Origin of the sequence: Pseudomonas lurida, assembly GCF_013522705.1 — a bacterium.
Taxonomy (GTDB): domain Bacteria; phylum Pseudomonadota; class Gammaproteobacteria; order Pseudomonadales; family Pseudomonadaceae; genus Aquipseudomonas; species Aquipseudomonas quebecensis.
The window spans coordinates 195,012-219,246 of record NZ_JAAMRE010000006.1 but is presented as its reverse complement, the minus strand read 5'-3'; the positions used below and the strand labels follow the sequence as shown (position 1 = coordinate 219,246).

The window sequence follows — 24,235 nt, the reverse complement described above, 5'->3', positions numbered from 1 at the left end:
GTGCTGTGAAACGAACAGCGGGCTGGGGGCATTACTTTAATGCATCGAGGGGCGTGGCGACTAACGGCGTAACGGCTATTTTTGGCAAAACTTGTAGGAATTATGTGCGAAGGTGCGCTTTCTGTTGTGAACACCGGCAATGCGGGCGGGGCTCGCCTTTAAATCCGAGTATAGGTGCCCGTGCCTTTGAGGATGTTCTGCAAGGTGTCCTCCACCTCGCCCAAGTCGGATGCGGCCGTGGCGTGGGTAATCTCCAGTTGATCCTTGCCACCCAGCGCATCAGCATCACCGGCAGCCAGTTCTATTCGCAACGTCGTGTCGCCCAGCGTGACCTTCAGCCCATCCAGGGTCGACGGCTCGTAGTCCCAGGTCAGCTCGACTTCCTCTTCGTCCGGGTAGCGGCTGAGCATGAACATCTCGCCGTTTTTGCCATGGCAGCAGAGCATCGCCATATTGTCTTCTTCTTCGTCGCATGGGGTGGCCATGAGGGCGTCGGTTTTTAACTGAAGCATGGGGAATCCTGTTGGGTGGAGGCACGGCGCCGGCAATTGTGCCATTGCAGTGAGTTTCGTGCAGAGACTTACTCGTGGGCGGGCATGTTATCCAACAGCTTCCTGATGGCTGGTTTTACCTGCAACTCGTGCCACGGGCCGTCATCCACAATAGCTCCTTCTCGCATGATGATGACGCGATCAAAGCGCTCCAGGTGGCGCAAGTCATGGGTTACACAAATCAAGCCGAGCTTACCGAACGTTTCGAAAAGCAGATCCCACACAGGTACTGCCAGTGTTTGCTCAATCGAAGCGCTGGGTTCATCGAACAAGTTAAAATGACCAGGTTTATTGATCAGTCGCAATAGTGACAGGCGTTTGGCTTCACCCCCTGACACATTAGTCGCGTTTTCGGCCAGGCTGCGATGGTCGACCACCGCTTCAACCTGCAATTGCCGTATCGCTTGTTCCAAGCCCGAGGATCTATCTACCCCAAATAAAACAGAGTGCTCAAAAGCGCCCTCTAAAAACTGTGGTGATTGAGGACAATATCTGATGCAGTCCAAATGAGCTTTTGCATTCAGGTCGGATACAGCCACTCCATTGATGTACAGATTATCTCTCAGCGAAAGATTCAACCCTGCGAGCGCTTCCAATAACGTTGATTTACCGGCGCCACTCGGGCCTGTGATTGCTACCGATTGACCTTGGGTAAAACTCAGCGTGGTGTTGACGTTTATTCGGGACGAACCATCCGCCGTTACAAAGCATGGTTTAAGGGCCAACGTCGATTCTGAATATTTCGGGAGTACTGCTTGCCGGGTTTCGTCGTCGAAGTTAGGCAGCGTCAACAGATGCTCAAGTCTGCGCTGGTCAGCCAAGAATTGATCAAGCACCCGATAACCTTCTGTCAGGTTTGTGACGTTGAGTAAGTAGCTGCTGGCGATCGAGAAAATGGCTACCAATTGTCCGACACTGATGCTTGGCGTCGCAGACAGCTGATTGAATACTCCCCAGGCTAACAGCGCTCCTGTCGAAAAGCTGATGAACAGGATCTTTGCCCCACTCAAATAACCACTCGAACTGGCCACAGTGATGGCGGCATCCGCATAGCGTTTGAAAGCAAGATTCAACGGGCGGGATGCGGACTCTTCAGCACCCTCCAGTTTTATTGTTTTTCCGGCACTCAAGGTGTTGAATAAAACTGCGCTTAATTCATCTTCCTGTTCGTTGACAGTAGTGAGGTGGAGTCTTCGCCAGAGAATGATTTTGTAGGTGGCAAACGCATAAACAAGAGCGCACCCATTTAGTGCGAGGAAAATAGTTAGGCCGCCCATGTAAAGAAACGCGCCGCCCACTACTATGAATTCCAATAAAATAGGGAGTCCCGTTGTAATGAAGAATGTCAGTAACTTTTCATGTGCCGTCAATCCTCTTTCTACCGATTTGATGAAGTGTCCTATTCGCCAGGTATTGAATGCATCAAATTCTTTTCGTATTAGTTGTGTAACCCAATGAATGGAGGCGTCCCTAATAATGGATTGAACAAGTTTTGATAAGAGCAGGTTTTGTGCTGGGTTGATTGCCGCATGTACGCATCCTGCCAAAATGAACGCTGCAATCAAACTGGGAAGTAAAATTTGATAACCCTTGGGATTTGTGCCGAGCGCATCAATTATTCCGCCGAAAAGCAACGGTGGCGCCAATACCAGTATTTTCAGTAATAAAGTTGTCGTCAGAGTGAAGGTCAGTAGGCTTTTATGGTCTCTGCAGGCTTTGTAAAGAAGGTTCAGCATGATGGCGCCACGGTTTGATCTTTTGCGTTGTGATCGAGCAGGATCTGCTGAGGTGCTACCAGGCATCCTTGTCGGATCAAATTGAACCTTTCCAGTCCGGGTATATATACTTGTGTTACTACACACTCATCAAATCGCGCAAGGGTTCTATAGTATATTTTTCTTCCGGCGCGAGAAAGCGACTGGTTCAGGGTTGTAATTTGCTGTTGTACCGTCGAGGCCCTGCGCTCGTTCGGCATCTCCATGAGCGGAAGCTTTAGGTTTTTCACGGTGTTAAAGTCGATGAGTGGTGTAAGTTTTTTGGAGCTCGCTAAAAACTTTAAGATTTTTAGGTCGTTTGCTTCTTCATCAAGTCCGTATAAAGCCTCAGTTTGAAATTGTTCCGATACTGCGCGTTGTATGGCGATTTTTATGTCCAGTGAGCATCCCGAGCCAATGGGGGAAAGGTGCATATCTCCGGGTCCAGCATGGGGCAGTGCGATGGCAAAAAACACATCGAATACGTCTTTTATAATAATGATTTTCAGTTTTTTGGCTGAGATCATCGAGGATGCATCATAGTTTAACGCGGTTTCAAGAAGTGATGCTGAAGGTGAATATAAATTTTTGTTTTCGCCCAGTGAGCAGATGTCAATAAACAGCTGAGAAAGAATATGTCTTTCAATAACTTCGTGTATTCCATGCAATAAAGCTTCAGCTTCGGTGCATCCAAACGCTGTTCCGGAATTGGAGGAGTATCGATGCAGAAAGCATGATGTCTGGCTTGTGGTGGTGAAGTTATTTTTTGTTGGTTGCGGATTTAAAATAATAGTAGGTACATATATGTCATGCCGTTTATCAAGGCTTTGAAGCTTATAGCATTCAATAGAGCTTTCATTATTTGCAAGGCTACTTAAAAAACCATCACATTCAACGCCGATTTGGTTGGCGATCATATCGCCGGGCTGAGTTGCGACCTCGCTTTGATTGATGTGGAATGTGGCGAAATGCTCCAGGCTTTCGGCTAGTGCACCCACAAGCGATTCGGACCCTTTTCCAGCGCCGGACTCTACTAAGATTCCTTGTTTATCGAAAAGCTCTGCTGTTGCAACAAGTTTGTTTTTTGTTGCGTATTTGACCGTTGCGGTGAGATTCAGTGAATGAATTATGGAATAGATTCTGGAGATAGCTGTGTGAGTCGTTAATTCTCGCTCTGACATAGAATTTCCCTCGTATTAGTACCGAAAGGGAAACCCCTTTCGGTATTTTTTGCGTTTTCCGTGATGATGAGGCAATGTCAGTCAGTCAAGGTGGCGAAGAAGTTAATTTCGGTCGCCAGGAAACCATCTGAACTAGTCATGGCCTGTGTGAGCCCTGCGAAAGTAGGTACTGTAATTTCGGAGCGTTTCTTGCCCATTTTTTATTACCTCGATATTTTTATTCTAAGTGTTTTATTGGTAGGTACTTCTCTCGCGAGAAATTTCGCAAGCGCTTAAATTAGTAGCATCACGGTTTTCCTCTTTCAATCGCAGCTGTGCAATTGGCTTCCGGCAGCCTTGTAGGAAAGTTCCTAGCGGAACGTAGTTATTTTCTTTTAGTATTTCCGTGCTTCGTATGGCTTATAAAGGTTCAGCTTGGAGTTCAATAGGTTGAAGATGTTTATAGGTTCAGGCTGTAGGCGAATTTCGGTCCTGCTTCCTGGGCGCATCGGCAGCATGACTTTGGCGTCAATGTCAGTCATTTTTTGGTGCTCGCAGGCTTGAAATCGAAGATTTGCTTGCGAGAGACAACGGTTGCACCCGTCGCAACCCCACGCCTGCGTACCGATGACCGAATATGTCGCAGCGCTGCAAGAGCCGTCCTCCTACACTCGTTAAGCTGCGCAACGGATGCGCACGTTCCAGGCGCCTGACCTGCCCGTCGTACCGTCACCCGGCAAGGTGCGCATCTTATGGAAGTTGTATGTGACCTGACTGTCTTGTCCAGCTTCACCCACCTGTCACCCTGATTCGTTTATGGTGCTTAACTCGTTACCTGCGAACAGAGTCGACGGTCTCCCCCCAAGGGGATAACACGCGACGCTTCCATCAATAACAAGCCCAAGCGGAGTACCACAGATGGCGTTCTTCACCGCAGCCAGCAAGGCCGACTTCCAGCACCAACTGCAAGCGGCACTGGCGCAGCACATCAGTGAACAGGCACTGCCACAAGTGGCGCTGTTCGCTGAACAATTCTTCGGCATTATTTCCCTGGACGAACTGACCCAGCGTCGCCTTTCCGACCTGGCCGGTTGCACCCTGTCTGCCTGGCGCCTGCTTGAGCGCTTTGATCACACCCAACCGCAAGTGCGGGTCTACAACCCCGATTACGAACGTCATGGCTGGCAGTCGACCCACACCGCGGTCGAAGTGCTGCACCATGACCTGCCATTCCTGGTGGACTCGGTGCGCACCGAGCTCAACCGTCGTGGCTACAGCATTCACACCCTGCAAACCACCGTGCTCAGCGTGCGTCGCGGCAGCAAGGGCGAGTTGCAGGAGATTCTGCCCAAAGGCACCCAGGGCGAAAGCATCCGGCAGGAATCGCTGATGTACCTGGAGATCGACCGCTGTGCCAATGCCGCCGAACTGAACGTGCTGAGCAAAGAGCTGGAGCAGGTGCTGGGCGAAGTGCGCGTGGCCGTGGCCGATTTCGAGCCGATGAAAGCCAAGGTCCAGGACCTGCTGGCCGGTATCGACGCCAGCCGGTTCAGCATCGACGGCGAAGAAAAAGCCGAGATCAAGAATTTCCTGGAATGGCTGGTGGGCAACCATTTCACCTTCCTGGGCTATGAAGAATTCGTGGTACGTGACGAGGCGGACGGCGGTCATATCGAATATGACGCCAATTCGTTCCTCGGTCTGACCAAGCTGCTGCGCGCCGGCCTCACCGCCGAAGACCTGCGCATCGAAGACTACGCCGTGTCCTACCTGCGCGAGCCGACTGTGCTGTCCTTCGCCAAGGCCGCGCACCCAAGCCGCGTGCATCGCCCGGCCTACCCGGACTACGTGTCGATCCGCGAGATCGACGCCGACGGCAAGGTCATCAAGGAATGCCGCTTCATGGGCCTGTACACCTCGTCGGTGTACGGCGAAAGCGTACGCGTGATTCCCTATATCCGTCGCAAGGTGGCGGAAATCGAGCGCCGCTCGGGCTTCCAGGCCAAGGCGCACCTGGGCAAGGAACTGGCGCAGGTCGTCGAAGTCCTGCCCCGTGATGACCTGTTCCAGACCCCGGTGGACGAGTTGTTCAGCACCGTGATGTCGATCGTGCAGATCCAGGAACGCAACAAGATCCGCGTGTTCCTGCGCAAAGACCCGTACGGTCGTTTCTGCTACTGCCTGGCCTACGTGCCGCGCGACATCTACTCCACCGAAGTGCGCCAGAAGATCCAGCAAGTGTTGATGGATCGTCTCAAGGCCAGCGACTGTGAGTTCTGGACCTTCTTCTCCGAGTCCGTGCTGGCGCGTGTGCAATTGATTCTGCGGGTTGACCCGAAGAACCGCCTGGACATCGACCCGCTGCAACTGGAAAAGGAAGTGATCCAGGCCTGCCGCAGTTGGCAGGACGACTACGCCAGCCTGGTCGTGGAAAGCTTCGGCGAAGCCCACGGCACCAACGTGCTGGCGGACTTCCCGAAAGGCTTCCCGGCCGGCTACCGTGAGCGTTTCGCCGCGCATTCGGCCGTGGTCGACATGCAGCACCTGCTCAGCCTCACCGAAGCCAACCCGCTGGTGATGAGTTTCTATCAGCCATTGGGCCAGGTCTCCGGCCAGCGCGAGCTGCATTGCAAGCTCTACCACGCGGATACCCCGCTGGCGCTGTCCGACGTGCTGCCGATCCTGGAGAACCTCGGCCTGCGCGTACTGGGTGAATTCCCGTACCGCCTGCGCCATGCCAACGGCCGCGAGTTCTGGATCCATGACTTCGCGTTCATCGCCGCCGAAGGCGTGAACCTGGATATCCAGCAGCTCAACGACACGCTGCAGGACGCGTTCGTGCACATCGTGCATGGCGATGCCGAGAACGATGCGTTCAACCGTCTGGTGCTCACCGCCGGCCTGCCATGGCGCGATGTCGCGCTGCTGCGTGCCTACGCCCGTTACCTCAAGCAGATCCGCCTGGGCTTCGATCTGGGTTACATCGCCAGCACCCTGAACAACCACACCGACATCGCCCGCGAGTTGACCCGGTTGTTCAAGACCCGCTTCTACCTGGCGCGCAAGCTCACCGCCGATGACCTGGAAGACAAGCAGCAGCGCCTGGAGCAAGCGATCCTCAGCGCCCTGGACGACGTTCAGGTGCTCAACGAAGACCGCATCCTGCGTCGCTACCTGGACCTGATCAAGGCCACCCTGCGCACCAACTTCTACCAGACCGACGCCAACGGCCAGAACAAGTCGTACTTCAGCTTCAAGTTCGACCCGCGCGCCATTCCCGAGCTGCCCAAGCCGGTGCCGAAGTTCGAGATCTTCGTGTACTCGCCACGGGTCGAAGGCGTGCACCTGCGCTTCGGCAACGTTGCGCGCGGCGGTCTGCGCTGGTCCGATCGTGAAGAAGACTTCCGCACCGAAGTGCTGGGCCTGGTAAAAGCCCAGCAGGTGAAGAACTCGGTGATCGTGCCGGTGGGTGCCAAGGGCGGCTTCCTGCCGCGTCGCCTGCCACTGGGCGGCAGCCGTGACGAGATCGCGGCCGAGGGCATCGCCTGCTACCGCATCTTCATCTCCGGCCTGTTGGACATTACCGACAACCTGAAAGACGGCGCCCTGGTGCCGCCAGCCAACGTCGTGCGTCATGACGACGATGACCCGTACCTGGTGGTCGCAGCCGACAAAGGCACCGCGACGTTCTCCGATATCGCCAACGGCATCGCCATCGACTACGGCTTCTGGCTGGGCGATGCGTTCGCCTCCGGTGGCTCGGCCGGTTATGACCACAAGAAAATGGGCATCACCGCCAAGGGCGCGTGGGTCGGTGTGCAGCGTCACTTCCGTGAACGCGGCATTAACGTGCAGGAAGACAGCATCACTGTCGTCGGCGTCGGCGATATGGCCGGCGACGTGTTCGGTAACGGCCTGTTGATGTCCGACAAGCTGCAACTGGTCGCAGCCTTCAACCACCTGCATATCTTTATCGATCCGAACCCGAACCCGGCCACCAGCTTTGTCGAGCGTAAGCGCATGTTCGAGCTGCCGCGTTCGGCCTGGACCGACTACGACACCAGCATCATGTCCGAAGGCGGCGGTATCTTCTCGCGCAGCGCGAAGAGCATTGCCATCTCGCCGCAGATGAAAGAACGCTTCGACATCCAGGCCGACAAGCTGACCCCGACCGAACTGCTGAACGCCTTGCTCAAGGCGCCGGTGGACCTGTTGTGGAACGGCGGCATCGGCACCTACGTCAAGGCCAGCACCGAAAGCCACGCCGATGTGGGCGACAAGGCCAACGACGCGTTGCGCGTGAACGGCAACGAGCTGCGCTGCAAGGTAGTAGGCGAGGGCGGTAACCTCGGCATGACCCAGCTGGGTCGCGTGGAGTTCGGCCTCAATGGCGGCGGTTCCAACACCGACTTCATCGACAACGCCGGTGGCGTGGACTGCTCCGACCACGAAGTGAACATCAAGATCCTGCTCAACGAAGTGGTGCAGGCCGGTGACATGACCGACAAGCAACGCAACCAGTTGCTGGCGAGCATGACCGACGAAGTCGGCAACCTGGTGTTGGGCAACAACTATAAGCAGACCCAGGCCCTGTCCCTGGCCGCGCGCAAGGCCTACGAGCGTGCCGCCGAGTACAAGCGCCTGATGAGCGACCTGGAAGGCCGTGGCAAACTGGACCGCGCCATTGAGTACCTGCCGACCGAGGAACAACTGGCCGAGCGCGCCGCCAATGGCAAGGGGCTGACCCGGCCCGAGCTGTCGGTGCTGATCTCGTACAGCAAGATCGACCTCAAGGAAGCGCTGCTCAAGTCGCTGGTACCGGATGACGAGTACCTCACCCGTGACATGGAGACCGCGTTCCCGCCGAGCCTGGTGGCCAAGTTCGGCGAAGCCATGCGTCGTCACCGCCTCAAGCGTGAGATCGTCAGCACCCAGATCGCCAACGATCTGGTCAACCATATGGGCATCACCTTCGTTCAGCGACTCAAAGAGTCGACCGGCATGAGCCCGGCGAACGTGGCGGGTGCGTATGTCATCGTGCGTGACATCTTCCATCTCCCGCACTGGTTCCGCCAGATCGAGGCCCTGGATCACCAGGTTTCCGCCGAGGTGCAGCTGGAGCTGATGGACGAGTTGATGCGCCTGGGGCGCCGCGCGACGCGCTGGTTCCTGCGCAGCCGCCGCAACGAGCAGGATGCCGGTCGTGACACCGCCCACTTCGGTCCGCACCTGGCCGCGTTGGGCCTCAAGCTCGACGAACTGCTGGAAGGCCCGACCCGCGAAGGCTGGCAGACCCGCTACCAGGCGTACACCGAAGCCGGCGTGCCGGAATTGCTGGCGCGCATGGTTGCAGGCACTACGCACCTGTACACCTTGCTGCCGATCATCGAAGCCGCTGACGTAACCGGGCATGACGCCGCCGAAGTGGCCAAGGCCTACTTTGCCGTCGGCAGCGCACTGGACCTGCCATGGTACCTGCAGCAGATCAGCGATCTGCCGGTAGCCAACAACTGGCAGGCCCAGGCCCGCGAAGCGTTCCGCGACGATGTGGACTTTCAGCAGCGCGCGATCACCATTTCTGTTCTGCAGATGGCCGACGCGCCGCAAGACATGGAAGCCCGCGTGGCCTTGTGGCTTGAACAGCACAAGGACATGGCCGAGCGCTGGCGTGCAATGATGGTGGAAATTCGTGCCGCGGTCGGCACGGACTACGCTATGTACGCGGTGGCCAACCGTGAACTGCTGGACCTGGCGTTGAGCGGTCAGTCGGTGCTGCAACCGGCTTGATATTCCGGTGAAACCCAGTGAGAGGGGGCTTTTTCCCGACAGCGGTGTATCAGTCATGGATAGGTTGACTGACACACTGCCATCGGGGGCAAGCCCCCTCCCACATTTCGGATCTGAGTTGGCTTCAGGTTTTTGTGCGGTCTTGGCTAGCAAGAGGCATAGAAAGCACCCTGGCATCAAGCTTGGCGCGGACATAACTGTGGGAGGGCAAGCCCCCTCCCACATTTGGATCTGAGTTGGCTTCAGGTTTTTTGCGGTCTTGGCTAGTAAGAGGCATAGAAAGCACCCTGGCACCAAGCCTGGCGCGGATAGAACTGTGGGCGGGCCCCATCCCACATTTGGATCTGAGTTGGCTTCAGGTTTTTGTGCGGTCTTGGCTGACAAGAGGCATAGAAAGCACCTGGCACCAAGCCTGGCGCGGACAGAACTGTGGGAGGGCAACCCCCCCACATTTGGATCTGAGTTTGCTTCAGGTTTTTGTGCGGTCTTGGCTGACAAGAGGCATAGAAAGCACCCTGGCACCAAGCCTGGCGCGGACAAAACTGTGGGAGGGGGCTTGCCCCCGATAGCGGTGTATCAGCCATGGTTAGGTTGACTGACACACTGCCATGGGGGCAGGCCTCCTCCTACATTTGGATCTTCATTTATCTGAAGGTCAGTGGTGTTTCAGTAATTTGCTTTCCAGGTGATCCAGGTGTTGGGTCATCAGGGTCACTGCAGTGTTTGAGTCGCGCTGCTCAATCGCATCCACAATCGCCACATGCTCCTGCCACGCGCAATACGTGCAGGCTTTCGCTTCATATTGGGCGATGACCAGCGACGTCAACGGCACCAGGCTGTTGAGGAACTGCGCCAGTGGCGCATTGCCTGCCATCGCCGCCAATTGCAGATGAAACTCCCCGGACAACCGAATCGCCGGTCCACGCTGGTCGTGTTCGATGCACTCGCGCTCGCGGGCGATCAGCTCGCGCAGTTGGCGGATCTGTGTCGGGGTAGCCTGGGCGCAGGCCAGCTGTACCACGGTGATTTCGGTTATGCGCCGGGCTTCGAGGATGTGTCGGGTTTGCAGACTGTCCGGCGCGGCGACCTGGGCGCGCTGGTTGGGCCGCAGGATGATCACTTGCTGATGGGACAGCTTGGCCAGCACCCGGCGAATCACGCTGCGGCTCACGCCAAAGGTGTCGCCCAGGCCTTCTTCGGTAAAACGGCTGGAAGGAGCGATGCGTTGTTCGAGGATGGCATCGAACAACTGCGGGTAGATGTCGTCCACCGATGGCTTTTTACCGGCCACCAGGCGCAGGGCTGGCTGGATCGGGTCGCGTTGCAGGGCGTGAGCGGTCATGGACTGTCTCCAAAAAAATCAGCTGCCGAGATGGTCGTCCGGAATGTTCAGTGCAATGCCCATGCGCAATCCTTCCTGCAGGATATGCCGGCGCATTTCGGCGCTGGCCAGGGCGCTGTTCTTGTTGCGTATCGCGCGCACCACGGCCTCGTTTTCCTGCAGGCGTTCGGCCAGGTGTTCAGGCGAGTTGCGCAACACCTGGGCGCTTTGCTTGAGGGCGTTGCGGGTCTGCTGCACCACGTTCTGGAAGATCGGGTTGGACGTCAGCGCGAACAGCTCCTCGTGGAAGTCGACGTAGGCGTTCATGCCGGCTTCAGCATCACCGGCATCCAGGGCTTCGCGCATGTCCATCAGGGTCAGGCGCAACTGGCCGACTTCCTTGCTGCTGATGGACTGGGCCACCAGGCCGACAATAAAGGGTTCGAGGGTGTAGCGCAGTTGCAGGATATCTTCGAGGCTGGCGTCGGCTACGGCATCGCTCGACTGCGGTTCGCTGACGCTGGTTTCCAGCACGACCACGCCTTTGCCGGGCATGGAGCGCACCAGGCCCAGGGTTTCCAGCACGATCACAGCTTCACGCAGGCTGGGGCGGCTGATGCCCATCTGTTCGGCCAGTTCGCGCTGGCCGGGGAGCATTTCGCCGCGGCGCCATTGGCCTCGTGCCAGGGCGGCGCGGAGTTTTTCTACCACTGAATTGACGACGGTTGAGCTGCTGATCACGTCGATACTTCCTTAATGTTGCTAATACAGTCAGGTGGGAGGGAGCAAGCCCTCCCACATCAGCCAGCGTTGCCCATGAGACAGCGTTAGAATTCCTGATGCGCCGGCAATACCGGTTTCTTGGCCTGGAAGGCATACCCTTGCTGGCCGTCCAACACCTTGTTGGCGCGTTGGATATCGATGTCTTTTTCCCAACGGGCAATGGCGACAGTGGCGACGCAGTTACCAATCAGGTTGGTCAGCGCGCGGCCGATGCCCATGAACCAGTCCACTGCCAGCACCAGCACCAGGCCTACCACCGGAATCGCCGGGATCGCCGTGAGGGTCGCCGCCAGAATCACCAGTGCGGAACCGGGAATGCCGTGGGCGCCCTTGGAGGTGATCAGCGACACCAGCAGGATGGTCAGCAGGTCGGTCATCGACAGCGGTGTGCCGGTGGCATTGGCGATAAATACGATGGCCAGGGTCAGGTAGATCGAGAACCCGTCGAGGTTGAACGAGTACCCGGTCGGAATCACCAGGCCCACGGTGGAGCTGCCGATGCCCAGGTGTTCCAGTTTGCGCATGATCTGTGGCAGCACGGCGTCGGACGATGCGGTGCCCATCACGATCAGCAACTCTTCGCGCAGGTACTTGAGCAACGGCAGCATGCGCAGGCCCGACAGGCGCATCACCACGCCGAGGACCAATCCCACAAAGGCAAAGCAGGTCAGGTAAAACAGGCCGACCAGGCTGCCCAAATGCTGCAGGGAGTCCAGGCCGTACGTGCTGGTGGTGAAGGCGATCGCGCCGAACACGCCGATCGGCGCCAGGCGCACGATCATGCCCATGATGCGGAAAATCACATGGCTCAGTTCGTTGATCAGTCGCGAGATACCCGACGCCGCTTCGCCCACCAGGTTCAACGCACTGCCGAACAGCACCGAGAACAGCAGGACTTGCAGCACGTTGTTGTCGGCAAAGGCGCCGATCACCGAGTTGGGGATCAGGTCCATCAGGAACTGGCTGGTGCCGCGGATGTGCTGGCCCTTGTCGGCCAGTTCATTAAGGCCGGCGGAGGAGAGCTGTTCCAAGTGGATGTTGGCGCCGGTGCCGATGCCGGTACTGAAGGCCATGACCAGGCCGATCACCAGGGCGATGGTGGTCAGCACTTCGAAATAGATCACCGACTTGAGGCCGATGCGCCCGACTTTTTTCAGGTCGCCGGCACCGGAAATGCCGCTGACCACCACGCAGAATACGATCAGGCCGATCAGCATTTTGATCAGCTTGATAAAGCCGTCGCCCAGGGGTTTGAGTTGCGAAGAGAATTCGGGAAGGGCCAGGCCGCAAACAACGCCTAGCATCAGGCCGATCACGACTTGCAGGAAAATCGAACGCGAGCACCATCTGAGCATGGGAGGGATCTCTATTCGGTGCCCTGGTGGTTCCAGGGCTTAATTGTTGTGGTCATACCGGTAAGTCCAGTGCGGGGCCAGTCTAGGCCAGGTATTTTTGAAATCACAAGTAATAATTCGGCGGTTGGCAGGTCCCGGTCTGACCAGTGGGTCGGTAAGGGCGATGCTTGAGCGGTTGGCGGCGTGCAAAATTTTTCGCTTATCATCCGGCGCTCGGCACAGAAGGGGGGCGAATGGACACACCAGGTTTGAGCACCGATAAGCATGGGCACCGACACTGCGCCTGGCGCGGTGCCGCGCCGGAATACCTGCATTACCACGACCATGAGTGGGGCGTGCCGGTGGCCGATGACCGCCAGTTGTACGAGAAGATCTGCCTGGAAGGGTTTCAGGCGGGGCTGGCGTGGATCACCATCCTGCGCAAGCGCGAGCAGTTTCGTGCGGCGTTCGACGGCTTTGATTTCCACCGCGTGGCGCAGTATGGCGAGGCGGATATCCAGCGCCTGATGCAGGACCCAGGCATCGTGCGTAATCGGGCCAAAATCGTTTCCACGATCAATAATGCACGCCGCGCGCGTGAGCTGGTGGAGGAGACCGGCTCGCTGGCGCAGTGGTTATGGGCCTTCGAGCCCGGCCCGGAAGAGCGCCCGGCCGTGGTGGACCTGGCTTACTGGACCGGCAACCCGACATCGCCGGCTTCGGTGCGTTTATCCAAGGCTTTGAAGAAACGTGGCTGGACGTTCGTGGGGCCGACCACGATGTATGCGCTGATGCAGGCGATGGGGATGGTCAATGATCATCTCGAAGGATGCGCATGTCGCCCGCGGATTGAAGCGCTGCGGCGCCAGTTCAAGCGCCCCTGAATTGCCGACTCGGCGCGGTTGAAACTGTGGGAGGAGGCTTAACCCCGATAGGCATGGGTACATCCATCGTCAGCAGAATATCGCGGACCTTGTCCAGGGCCGGGTCGATATCGAGCAGTTCAATGGCGCCGAACCCGACAATCAAGCCCCCACGCACCGGCGCGTCATGAAAGAACACCTCCAGCGGGTACAAGCCGACGTCCACCTGGCGCGCCAGCTCACTCAGCCGTGCAATGTTCACCGGCACCTTGCACAGGGCAGCCAGGTGGAAACCGGCCACCGTGGGTATTGCTTCGAACCACGGCGACAGATCGCCCGCCAGGCGCTGCAGGATGCGTTCGCGGCGCGCGGCGTACACCGCGTGGCAGCGGCGTATGTGTTTGAGCAGATAGCCGTCGCTGATAAATTTGGCCAGCGCCCATTGCGGCAACGTTGAGCTGTGCTGGTCGGTCAGTTGCTTGGCCTTGAGCACCGCGCCGTGGATCGCCGGCGGCAGTACCACATAGCCCAGGCGTAATTCGGGCAGCAGGGTCTTGGAGAAGGTGCCCACGTAAGCCACTACCCCGCGGCCGTCCAGGCTTTGCAGCGAATCGGTAGGGCGGCCCTCGTAGCGGAATTCGCTGTCGTAGTCGTCCTCAATGATGATCGCGCCCAGCTCGAACGCCCGCGCCAGCAAGGCTTCGCGCCGCGCCGGGCTCATGGGCATGCCGAGGGGAAATTGATGCGAGGGCGTGACATAGATCAGCCGCGTGCCGTCGGGGATCTTGTCCACCTCAATGCCCTGGTCGTCCACCGGAACGCTGGCGACGCTGGCCCCCATCGCCATGAACAACTGCCGCGCGGGGCTGTAGCCGGGGTCTTCCATCGCGACGACGCTGCCCGGTTCCAGCACCACGCGGGCGAGCAGGTCCAGCGCCTGTTGCGCGCCGTTGGTGACCACGATGTCGCTGTCGCGGCAATTGACCCCGCGTGAAAACGCGATATGCCCGGCGATGGCGCTGCGCAATTCCGGCAGCCCTTCGGGTTGACTGTAGAACCCGCTGTGCTCGGCGATGCGCCGCAGGGCATGCTGGGTGCAGCGGCGCCATTCATCCTGAGGGAACTGCTGACGGGTGGTGGCGCCGCCGATAAATTCATAGCGCAGGCGCTTGTCGCCGGCGGGGTGATGCATGGGGGAGGGCAGCGCTTGCCACTTCGCCAGGTTGGCGGCGCACGCGAGGTCGGTGGCGGCCTGCACGCGATCAGGCTGCGGCGCCCATGCGTTGACGAAGGTCCCACGGCCAATCCTGCCTACCAGCAGGCCTTCATAGGTCAAAGTGGCGTAGGCATCGGACACGGTCTTGCGCGATAGGCCCAATTGCTTGGCCAGCAAGCGGCTGGGTGGCAGTTGCGCACCCGCCGCCAGGCGCCCGGCGCAGATGGCTTCACGCAACTGTTGATAAAGCTGGGCCGCCAGGTCTTTACGCCCGTTGATGACGAGGTGCAGTTCCATGTTTCATCCTGAGACAGATCGATCTGCGCCAAGGTTACCCGCAAATCGATCTGTCGCGCTGTGGCAGCACTCAGGACAGGAAACCACCGTCCACATTCAGCGACACACCTGTGGTGTAGCTCGACGCATCGCTGGCCAGAAACAGCACCGCGCCGGCCATCTCGCTGGGGGCGGCCACGCGTTTGAGGGGGATCTGTGCCAGGGCCATTTTCAGGATCGAGTCGTTCTTGACCAGTGCCGAGGCGAACTTGGTGTCGGTCAGGCCCGGCAGCAGCGCGTTGCAGCGAATGCCGAATTCGGCGCATTCCTTGGCGAACACCTTGGTCATGTTGATGACTGCGGCCTTGGTCACCGAGTAAATGCCCTGGAATATGCCGGGCGAGATGCCGTTGATCGAGGCCACGTTGATGATGCTGCCGCCGCCGTTTTCGCGCATCAGCTTGCCGGCTTCCACGGACATGAAGAAGTAGCCACGGATATTCACGTCCACGGTTTTCTGGAACGCGCCGAGGTCGGTGTCCAGCACGTTGCAGAATTGCGGGTTGGTCGCGGCGTTATTGACCAGGATATCCAGGCGCCCGAACTGCTCGCGAATGCCTGCGAACACGTGGCTGATCTGCTCCATTTCACCGATGTGGCAAGCCACCGCCGTGGCCTTGCCGCCGTCGGCGATGATCGCATCGGCTACGTGCTGACAGCCTTCGAGCTTACGGCTGGAGACGATTACGTGGGCGCCTTGCTGAGCCAGCAACTTGGCGATGGCCTCACCGATGCCACGGCTGGCGCCGGAGACAAACGCGATCTTGCCGTCGAGGTCGAACAGGTGGGTCTTGGACATGAGGGTTCCTTAGAGGGCTGATTTGCCGATGACATTCAGGCTCATTTGCTCGAGCAGTGCGTTCATCTGGATGAACTGCGCAAAGCGTTTGTCCTGGGTCTGGCCATGGAAGAAGCGGTAGTAGATCTGCTGCACGATGCCGGCCAGGCGGAACAGGCCGTAGGTGTAGTAGAAATCGAAGTTGTCGATCCGGATGCCCGAGCGCTCGGCGTAGTAGTCGACGAACTCGCGGCGGGTGAGCATACCTGGCGCATTGCTCGGCTGGCGGCGTATCAATTGCACCGGTGCAGGGTCGGCGGCTTCGATCCAGTAGGCGAGGGAGTTGCCCAGGTCCATCAGTGGGTCGCCCAGGGTGGTCAGTTCCCAATCCAGCACGCCGATGATCTGCATCGGGTTACGGGGGTCGAGGATCACGTTGTCGAAGCGGTAGTCATTATGCACGATGCTGGAGGTGGGGTGATCGGCCGGCATCTTGTCGTTGAGCCAGGCGCGTACCGCCTCCCACTTCGGCGCGTCGGGGGTCAGGGCTTTTTCGTAGCGCTCGCCCCAGCCGCGAATCTGCCGCGCCACGTAGCCTTCGGGCTTGCCCAGGTCGGCCAGGCCGCAAGCGCTGTAGTCCACCTGATGCAGTTCGACGAACTTGTCGATAAAGCTTTTGCACAGTGCTTCGGTCCTGGCGGCGTCCAGGCCCAGCTCGGCGGGCAGGTCGGAGCGCAGGATGATGCCGTTGACGCGTTCCATCACATAGAATTCGGCGCCGATCACTGACTCATCGGTGCAATGCACGTAGGCTTTGGGGCAGTACGGGAACCCGTCTTTGAGCTGGTTGAGAATGCGGAATTCACGGCCCATGTCGTGGGCGGACTTGGCTTTGTGCCCAAAGGGCGGGCGGCGCAGCACAAATTCCTGATCGGGGTATTCCAGCAGGTAAGTCAGGTTGGAGGCGCCACCGGGGAACTGGCTGATGGTGGGCGTGCCGTTCAACCCCGGGATATGGGCCTTGAGGTAGGGATCGATCAGGCCGGCATCGAGTTCTTCGCCGGGGCGAATCTGGGTGGATTGGTCGTTCAGCGCCATGCTTATCCCTTCTGCTTATTCTAAAGGCCTCGGACTATTGGCTAATCTAATGCGCGCCACCGCCCAGCCACAAGGTCGGGGCGGTTTAATAGGTTAGCGTGTTGCACGATGATCAACGTGCCTGATCGGTCATTTTGCGGGCGGGGGCAGGGCGACCGGGGTGAGCACCGGGCGCCCGGCGAAGTACTCCACCAGGTTGTCGGCCACGCGCTGCACGGTGTCATGCGCGGCTTCGGGCGACAGACCGGCGACATGGGAGGTGAGCACAGTATTGCCCAGGCGTTTGAGGGCGTCGGGCACCTTGGGTTCGTCGTCGAACACATCCAGGGCTGCGCCACCGATGCGGCGCTGTTCCAGCGCGGCAATCAGGTCGGCGGTGACCACCACGCTGCCGCGTCCGATATTCACCAGATAACCATGGGGCCCGAGGGCGTCCAGCACACGTCGGTCGATCAGGTGCCGGGTGCCGTCGCCGCCCGGCGTGGCCAGGATCAGGAAGTCTGCGGTGCGCGCCAGATCCAGGGCCGTGGCGCAGTAGGTGTAGTCCACGTCATCCCGTGGTTGGCGATTGTGGTAACTGATCTCCATGCCAAAGCCCAGGGCCGCGCGCTTGGCGATCTCCAGGCCGACGGCGCCGAGCCCGAGAATACCTAACTGCTTGCCGCCCAGGGACGGGCGCATCACCTTGGGCCACTCGCCGCGCCGCACGGCCGCATCGTTCTGCGGGATACCCCGTACCAGTGACAGCAACAACGCCATGGCGTGGTCGGCCACCGATGGCGCGTTGACGCCGGCGCCGTTGGTGACCACGATCCCGCGATTGCTGGCGGCCTGCAGGTCGACGTGTTCATAGCCGGCGCCGATCACGCAGATGATCTCCAGCAGCGGCAGCGCGGCGATTTCCTCGGCGTACAAGCCCAGCGGACCACGGGTCAGCACGGCCTGGATCTGCCCGCCGTGGGCCTTGATGGCGTGGGCGCGTTCGGCGGGCGTCGGGGCCAGGATCACATGAAAATCGTTACTCTCGATGATGGGCAGGTAGTCGTTGATGGTTTCAACCAGGACCAGGACAGTGGTGGTCATCGCAAGGCTCTTCCTTGGGGGTTAGAGAGCACCAGTATGCGGGATTTGTAAGACAGAGCGTTTTATCGGGAAGGAAAATTTACTGCTCGTAGGATCGGGCACGTTCGCCCCTGTGAGCGCCTGCACCGGTCAACCATTCCTCAGCTAAGTCTTTGCTTCTTCACGAGAATCCCGGACAATCCGGGCCCTTCTATGGTCGGGGCGCTGCCTGTCAGGTTTTTCTGACTCGTCCCGGCCGTGTAAATGCGGAGATCCGACCGGATGAATGATCAGGCCAATAGCGTCGATGAACGCTATGCAACGACACCTGCAACCCTCACGCGCTGGAGCCGCCAGGACACCACCTGGATGCTCGGCCTGTTCGGCACCGCCATCGGCGCCGGTACTTTGTTCTTGCCGATCAACGCGGGGCTGGGCGGCTTCTGGCCCCTGGTGATCCTGGCGCTGCTGGCATTCCCGATGACGTTCTTCGCCCACCGTGGCCTGACGCGGTTCGTGCTGTCCGGTCGTGAAGGCTCCGACATTACCGACGTGGTAGAGGAGCACTTCGGCATCAAGGCCGGGGCGCTGATCACGCTGCTGTACTTCTTTGCGATTTTCCCGATCCTGCTGATCTACAGCGTGGCGCTGACCAACACCGTCAGTAGCTTCATGGAACACCAGTTGCACATTCTGCCGCCGCCACGGGCGATCCTGTCGTTCGTGCTGATCCTGGGCCTGCTGGCCGTGGTGCGCTGCGGCGAGCAGGTGATCGTCAAGGCCATGAGCCTGATGGTGTATCCGTTTATCGTCGCCTTGCTGTTTTTGGCGGTGTACCTGGTGCCGCACTGGATCGGTGGCATCCTCAGCACCGCCCGCGAGGTGCCGGCGCCGGCGGCGTTGCTCAATACGCTGTGGCTGGCGATTCCGGTGATGGTGTTCTCGTTCAACCATTCGCCGATCATCTCGGCGTTTGCGGTGGATCAGAAGCGCCAGTACGGCGCCCATGCCGATGAGCGCAGCTCGCAGATCCTGTCCCGCGCGCACCTGTTGATGGTGGCGATGGTGTTGTTCTTTGTGTTCAGCTGCGTGCTGACCCTGTCGCCGGCCCAGTTGGCCGAAGCCAAGGCGCAGAACCTGTCGATCCTGTCGTACCTGGCCAACCACTTCAACAACCCGACCATCGCATTTGCTGCGCCGTTGATCGCGTTTGTGGCGATTGCCAAGTCGTTTCTGGGCCACTACATCGGTGCCAGCGAAGGCCTCAAGGGCCTGGTGCTCAAAACCGGTCGCCGCCCGGCCGCCAAAACCCTGGACCGCATGACCGCCGCCTTCATGCTGGTGGTGTGCTGGATCGTCGCCACGCTCAATCCCAGCATCCTCGGCATGATCGAGACGCTGGGCGGCCCGGTGATTGCGTCGATCCTGTTCCTGATGCCGATGTACGCCATTCGCAAAGTACCGGCCATGGCCAAGTACCGTGGGCAGGCGTCCAACGTGTTTGTCACGGCGGTCGGTTTGGTGGCGATTACGGCGTTGGTGTATTCGCTGATGGCTTGAGTGGTGTGGGAGGGGCTTGACCTCTCCCACCATTGTTTTGCCTTGAGTAATGGCTTGTTCCAGACATAAAAAAACGCCGCGTATCTTGCGATACGCGGCGTTTTTCACATCAACACACCGTTAAGCTTGCAGCACCGGGATGTTGGCGCTGGCCGCGATCTTGCGGAACTCGGCGATCTGGTCGAAGTTCAGGTAGCGGTAGACATCGCTGGCCATGGTGTCCAGCTTGGCCGCGTAACCCATGTACTCCTCGACGGTCGGCAGGCGACCCAGGGTGGAAGCGACTGCCGCCAGCTCAGCCGAAGCCAGATAGACGTTCGCGCCGTCACCCAGACGGTTCGGGAAGTTACGGGTCGACGTCGACACCACGGTGGAGTTCGGTTCTACCCGTGCCTGGTTACCCATGCACAGCGAGCAGCCCGGCATTTCCATGCGTGCGCCAGCCTTGCCGTAGATGCCGTAGTAGCCTTCTTCGGTCAGTTGGTGAGCGTCCATCTTGGTCGGCGGCGACAGCCACAGACGGGTTGGCAGCTGACCCTTGACCTGTTCCAGCAACTTACCGGCAGCGCGGAAGTGACCGATGTTGGTCATGCACGAACCGATGAACACTTCGTCGATCTTCTCGCCGGCAACGCTGGACAGCAGACGAGCGTCGTCCGGGTCGTTTGGTGCGCAGAGGATCGGCTCGTTGATCTCGGCCAGGTCGATTTCGATGATTTCGGCGTATTCGGCGTCGGCATCGGCTTCCATCAGCTCCGGGTTGGCGACCCAGGCTTCCATCGCTTGGGCGCGACGTTCCAGAGTGCGCGCATCGCCGTAGCCTTCGCCGATCATCCAGCGCAGCAGGGTGATGTTGGAGTTCAGGTACTCGGTGATGGACTCTTTGGACAGCTTGATGGTGCAACCGGCAGCCGAACGTTCGGCCGAGGCGTCGGACAACTCGAACGCCTGCTCCAGGGTCAGGTCGTTCAGGCCTTCGATTTCCAGGATGCGGCCGGAGAAGGCGTTTTTCTTGCCTTTCTTCTCTACGGTCAACAGGCCAGCCTGGATCGCGTAGTAAGGAATGGCATGAACCAGGTCACGCAGGGTGATGCCAGGTTTCATTTTGCCTTTGAAGCGCACCAGGATCGATTCCGGCATGTCCAGCGGCATAACGCCGGTGGCGGCGGCGAACGCGACCAGACCGGAACCTGCTGGGAACGAGATGCCCATCGGGAAACGGGTGTGGGAGTCGCCACCGGTGCCGACGGTGTCCGGCAGCAGCATGCGGTTCAGCCAGCTGTGGATGATGCCGTCGCCTGGACGCAGCGACACGCCGCCACGGGTCATGATGAAGTCAGGCAGGGTGTGGTGGGTGGTCACGTCGATCGGCTTTGGATAGGCCGCGGTGTGGCAGAAGGACTGCATCACCAGGTCGGTCGAGAAGCCCAGGCACGCCAGGTCTTTGAGTTCGTCACGGGTCATCGGACCGGTGGTGTCCTGGGAACCCACGGTGGTCATCTTCGGTTCGCAGTAGGTGCCTGGACGCACGCCTTTGCCTTCCGGCAGGCCGCACGCCTTGCCGACCATCTTCTGCGCCAGGGTGAAGCCTTTGCCGGTATCGACCGGGGCTTCTGGCAGCTTGAACAGATCGGTCGGGCCCAGGCCCAGCTCGGCACGCGCTTTTTCGGTCAGGCCACGGCCGATGATCAGCGGGATACGGCCGCCGGCGCGGACTTCGTCCAACAGCACCGGGGTCTTCATTTCGAAGGTGGTCAGGACTTCGTCGGTGCCGTGTTTGCAGACTTTGCCGGCATGCGGGTAAAGGTCGATCACGTCGCCCATGTGCATGTTGGTGACGTCGAATTCGATTGGCAGTGCGCCGGCATCTTCCATGGTGTTGTAGAAGATCGGAGCGATCTTGCTGCCGAAGCAGAAACCACCGGCGCGCTTGTTCGGTACGTAAGGCACGTCGTCGCCGAAGAACCACAGTACGGAGTTGGTGGCGGATTTACGCGACGAACCGGTACCGACCACGTCACCGACGTAGGCGATCGGGAAGCCTTGGCCGCGCATCTCTTCGATCTGCTTCATCGGGCCGGTCTTGCCTTGCTCGTCCGGCACGATGCCTTCGCGCGCCATTTTCAGCATGGCCAGGGCGTGCAGCGGGATATCAGGGCGGGACCAGGCGTCCGGGGCAGGGGACAGGTCGTCGGTGTTGGTTTCGCCGGTGACCTTGAACACGCGCAGGCTGATCTTGTCGGCCAGGGTCGGACGGTTCTTGAACCACTCGCCATCGGCCCAGGACTGCAGCACGGCTTTAGCGTGTTGGTTGCCGTTCTTGGCTTTTTCAGCGACGTCGTGGAAGGCATCGAACATCAGCAGGGTGTGCTTGAGTTGAGCGGCGGCAACAGGTGCCAGCTCGGCATCGTCGAGCAGCTCGACCAGGGTCACGATGTTGTAGCCGCCCTGCATGGTGCCAAGCAGCTCAACGGCGCGTTTCTTGTCGATCAGGGGGGAAGTGGCTTCGCCCTTGGCCAGGGCGGACAGGAAACCGGCCTTGACGTAGGCAGCTTCGTCAACGCCTGGTGGAATGCGGTTGGTGATCAGGTCAACGAGGAATTCTTCTTCGCCAGCCGGAGGATTTTTCAGCAGCTCGACCAGGCCTGCGGTTTGTTCGGCATTAAGCGGCTGGGGAACGATACCCAGGGCTGCACGCTCTTCGATATGTATGCGGTAGGCTTCAAGCACAGTTATTACCCTCATCAGTGGTCCCACGGGACGCTCATCCAGAAATGATCGGCACGCGTGCGCTCGGGGGCTTTTTGGGCCGCAAAGCCAGCGCTGCCGGCATTTCTCACAGAAGCTGCTTTCAAAGTTTTACGCCTGCAGAACGGAGCTGATGAGGGTTGGCGCTGATGCTCGACCTACCGGGTCGTTCACCATCGCCAACACCGTTCTGAAGGAACGACTGTGCTCGTGACGCTTTGAAAACAGCTTCCAGCGGATTATTGGCGCCTTACAAGGCCGGATGATTCTACGGCAAAAAAAATTTAAAGGTAAGTTGCCATGTCACGTTTGCCGGGTGATCAACCTTAGACAAAGGGCTAACATGACGCACTGTTTCACTGATTTGCGTGCCGCCGCCCATGTCCAACCAAACCATCAAAACCCCCTGCGTAGGCCTGTGCTCCACCGTTTACGGCGACCTCGTTTGCCGTGGCTGCAAGCGCTTCCACCATGAAGTGATCCAGTGGAACGGCTATAACGAAGAAGAAAAACGCGCGGTCTGGCTGCGGTTGGAGCACTTGTTGGTGCAGGTGATGGCCGGCAAGCTGGAAGTGTTCGACCCTGGCAAACTGCGCGGGCAACTGGAGCAGCGCAAGATCCGTTTTGTGCCGCACCAGTCCGCGTACTGTTGGGCGTACCAGTTGATTGCTCGCGGGGCGCGGGTGATCAATAACCTGGAGGCGTACGGCATGGTGCTGTTGCCGGAGTTTCGCGAGTGGGCCTTGCCGGAACTGCGCGATGCCATCGACCGTGAGTTCTTTATCCTCTCCGAGGCCCATTACCAGCGCTATATCGCCCCGGCCTTCTTGAACGATGCACTCGCTGACTGACAACACACATCCAAATGGGGGAGGGTCTTGCCCCCACCCACATTGGATCTCGGTGGTATGGGGGAGTCGGCGTCAGGCCTTGGTCGCCAGTGCCCCCAGGTCATCCATCAAGGTCTGCGGCTTGAGCACCAGTACATCGCTGTCCACCGCGTCCAGTATCACCTCCGCCGTATTACCGATCAGCGATCCGGAAATGCCGGTGCGCCCCACTGTGCCGATGATGGTCACGGCCGCTTTCAGTGTGTGGGCAAGATGGGGGATCAATACGTCCGCCGGGCCCTCTTCGACGTGCAGGTGTGCGTCATCCACATCGAATTTAGCCTGGAACGCCTTGCACTGCTCGCGATAACGCGCCTCGATGGTTTCCTTGAGCTGGAACGTCGGGTCCGCCGCCGACAGCATCGGCGAAGGATGGGCGCTGATCACATGCAACTGCGCCTTGGCCAGACTGGCGATGCCGAAGCCATGGTCGATGATCGCGTGATGCAGCTCGCGGTGTTCTGCGTCGTTGTTGCCCACATCAATCGCCGCCAGAATCACCCCGCCCGCCCAAGGCGTGGACGTCTTCACCAGCAGCACCGGCGTCGGGCACACGCGCAACAGTTTCCAGTCCGCCGGCGTCAGCAGCGCCTTTTTAAGCGGGCTGTCGGGAAAGTGCTGCTTGATCACTAGCCCACAGCCCTCGGCCTGCTGCACGTCGATAATTGTGTCATGCAGGCTTTCATTCCACGCCTGCTCGGTGGTCACGCTGTAACCGTCTTCCTGCAAGCCGGCCTTGAGCAGGCTCAACAGCGCCGAATGCTCGTGTTTCCTGTCGCAGATCAGCAAATGCAAGTGCGCGCCGGTGACCCCGGCGATCAGCTTGGCGCGCTTGAGGGCCAGGCCTTCCGAATGCGCGGGCTCGATGACCACCAGGATGCTGCGAATGGCTTGCATGATCGGATCTCCAAAAGGGTGAGCGTGGAACAACTATAGTTGCTGCCCGCCGGACGTCATGTTGATGCACATCAAGCCCGGTGGCTGGTGGTCTGCG

Annotated in this window: 15 protein-coding genes and 1 pseudogene; 4 read left to right on the top strand and 12 right to left on the bottom strand. The window is 59.2% G+C overall.

Annotated elements, in window-relative coordinates; all coding sequences use genetic code 11:
• Positions 1 to 158 precede the first annotated feature (158 nt).
• The 3 genes from G7025_RS07995 to G7025_RS07985 all read right to left on the bottom strand — a co-directional run bounded on the left by G7025_RS07995 (position 159) and on the right by G7025_RS07985 (position 3,486).
• Positions 159 to 512: a hypothetical protein gene (locus G7025_RS07995; RefSeq protein WP_181077947.1), complete on the bottom strand. Its 354-nt coding sequence runs from the start codon at positions 510 to 512 to the stop codon at positions 159 to 161.
• A gap of 68 nt (positions 513 to 580) precedes the next feature.
• On the bottom strand, positions 581 to 2,287 hold the full coding sequence (locus G7025_RS07990) for an ATP-binding cassette domain-containing protein (protein ID WP_181077945.1): 1,707 nt from the start codon (positions 2,285 to 2,287) through the stop codon (positions 581 to 583).
• A complete protein-coding gene (locus G7025_RS07985; RefSeq protein WP_181077943.1) occupies positions 2,281 to 3,486 on the bottom strand; it encodes a YcaO-like family protein in 1,206 nt (401 codons plus the stop codon). Before G7025_RS07985 ends, G7025_RS07990 begins: the two co-directional genes overlap by 7 nt.
• 897 nt (positions 3,487 to 4,383) lie before the next feature.
• On the opposite strand from G7025_RS07985, the gene G7025_RS07980 reads away from it, so the two are divergent.
• Entirely contained in the window at positions 4,384 to 9,252 is a 4,869-nt protein-coding gene (locus G7025_RS07980) for an NAD-glutamate dehydrogenase (RefSeq protein ID WP_181077941.1), read from the top strand.
• 655 nt (positions 9,253 to 9,907) lie between these two features.
• Here the strand turns inward: G7025_RS07980 and G7025_RS07975 are convergent.
• The 3 genes from G7025_RS07975 to G7025_RS07965 all read right to left on the bottom strand — a co-directional run bounded on the left by G7025_RS07975 (position 9,908) and on the right by G7025_RS07965 (position 12,726).
• Complete coding sequence (locus G7025_RS07975) at positions 9,908 to 10,594, bottom strand: GntR family transcriptional regulator (protein ID WP_181077939.1); 687 nt, start codon at positions 10,592 to 10,594, stop codon at positions 9,908 to 9,910.
• A gap of 18 nt (positions 10,595 to 10,612) precedes the next feature.
• Complete coding sequence (locus tag G7025_RS07970; RefSeq protein WP_181077937.1) at positions 10,613 to 11,314, bottom strand: FadR/GntR family transcriptional regulator; 702 nt, start codon at positions 11,312 to 11,314, stop codon at positions 10,613 to 10,615.
• Between the two features lie 86 nt (positions 11,315 to 11,400).
• Positions 11,401 to 12,726: a C4-dicarboxylate transporter DctA gene (locus G7025_RS07965; RefSeq protein WP_181077978.1), complete on the bottom strand. Its 1,326-nt coding sequence runs from the start codon at positions 12,724 to 12,726 to the stop codon at positions 11,401 to 11,403.
• Positions 12,727 to 12,944: 218 nt separating this feature from the next.
• Here G7025_RS07965 and G7025_RS07960 point away from each other — a divergent pair, with 218 nt between their 5' ends.
• Positions 12,945 to 13,574: a DNA-3-methyladenine glycosylase I gene (locus G7025_RS07960; RefSeq protein ID WP_181077935.1), complete on the top strand. Its 630-nt coding sequence runs from the start codon at positions 12,945 to 12,947 to the stop codon at positions 13,572 to 13,574.
• Positions 13,575 to 13,647: 73 nt separating this feature from the next.
• On the opposite strand, the pseudogene pdxR reads toward G7025_RS07960, so the two are convergent.
• The 4 genes and pseudogenes from pdxR to G7025_RS07940 form a co-directional block, all read right to left on the bottom strand.
• Positions 13,648 to 15,066: pseudogene (gene pdxR, locus G7025_RS07955) on the bottom strand (MocR-like pyridoxine biosynthesis transcription factor PdxR); the annotation flags it as partial.
• A gap of 70 nt (positions 15,067 to 15,136) precedes the next feature.
• The gene (locus G7025_RS07950; protein ID WP_181077932.1) at positions 15,137 to 15,904 is read right to left on the bottom strand and encodes an SDR family oxidoreductase; all 768 of its coding nucleotides are present in this window, start codon (positions 15,902 to 15,904) and stop codon (positions 15,137 to 15,139) included.
• A 9-nt stretch (positions 15,905 to 15,913) separates the two neighbouring features.
• Entirely contained in the window at positions 15,914 to 16,981 is a 1,068-nt protein-coding gene (locus tag G7025_RS07945) for a phosphotransferase family protein (RefSeq protein WP_181077930.1), read from the bottom strand.
• A gap of 129 nt (positions 16,982 to 17,110) precedes the next feature.
• Positions 17,111 to 18,064 (bottom strand): 2-hydroxyacid dehydrogenase, encoded by a 954-nt coding sequence (locus G7025_RS07940; protein WP_181077928.1) that lies wholly within the window; start codon positions 18,062 to 18,064, stop codon positions 17,111 to 17,113.
• Positions 18,065 to 18,325: 261 nt separating this feature from the next.
• Between G7025_RS07940 and G7025_RS07935 the strand changes: the two genes are divergently transcribed.
• Complete coding sequence (locus G7025_RS07935; protein WP_181077926.1) at positions 18,326 to 19,603, top strand: serine/threonine transporter; 1,278 nt, start codon at positions 18,326 to 18,328, stop codon at positions 19,601 to 19,603.
• Between the two features lie 120 nt (positions 19,604 to 19,723).
• Here G7025_RS07935 and acnB read toward each other — a convergent pair whose 3' ends face one another.
• Positions 19,724 to 22,333, bottom strand: a complete 2,610-nt coding sequence (acnB, locus tag G7025_RS07930; protein WP_181077976.1) for a bifunctional aconitate hydratase 2/2-methylisocitrate dehydratase — start codon at positions 22,331 to 22,333, stop codon at positions 19,724 to 19,726.
• 398 nt (positions 22,334 to 22,731) lie between these two features.
• Here acnB and G7025_RS07925 point away from each other — a divergent pair, with 398 nt between their 5' ends.
• Entirely contained in the window at positions 22,732 to 23,202 is a 471-nt protein-coding gene (locus tag G7025_RS07925) for a DUF1289 domain-containing protein (RefSeq protein WP_181077924.1), read from the top strand.
• Positions 23,203 to 23,274: 72 nt separating this feature from the next.
• On the opposite strand, the gene G7025_RS07920 is transcribed toward G7025_RS07925, so the two are convergent.
• Positions 23,275 to 24,138, bottom strand: a complete 864-nt coding sequence (locus tag G7025_RS07920; RefSeq protein ID WP_181077922.1) for a universal stress protein — start codon at positions 24,136 to 24,138, stop codon at positions 23,275 to 23,277.
• Between the last annotated feature and the right edge of the window lie 97 nt (positions 24,139 to 24,235).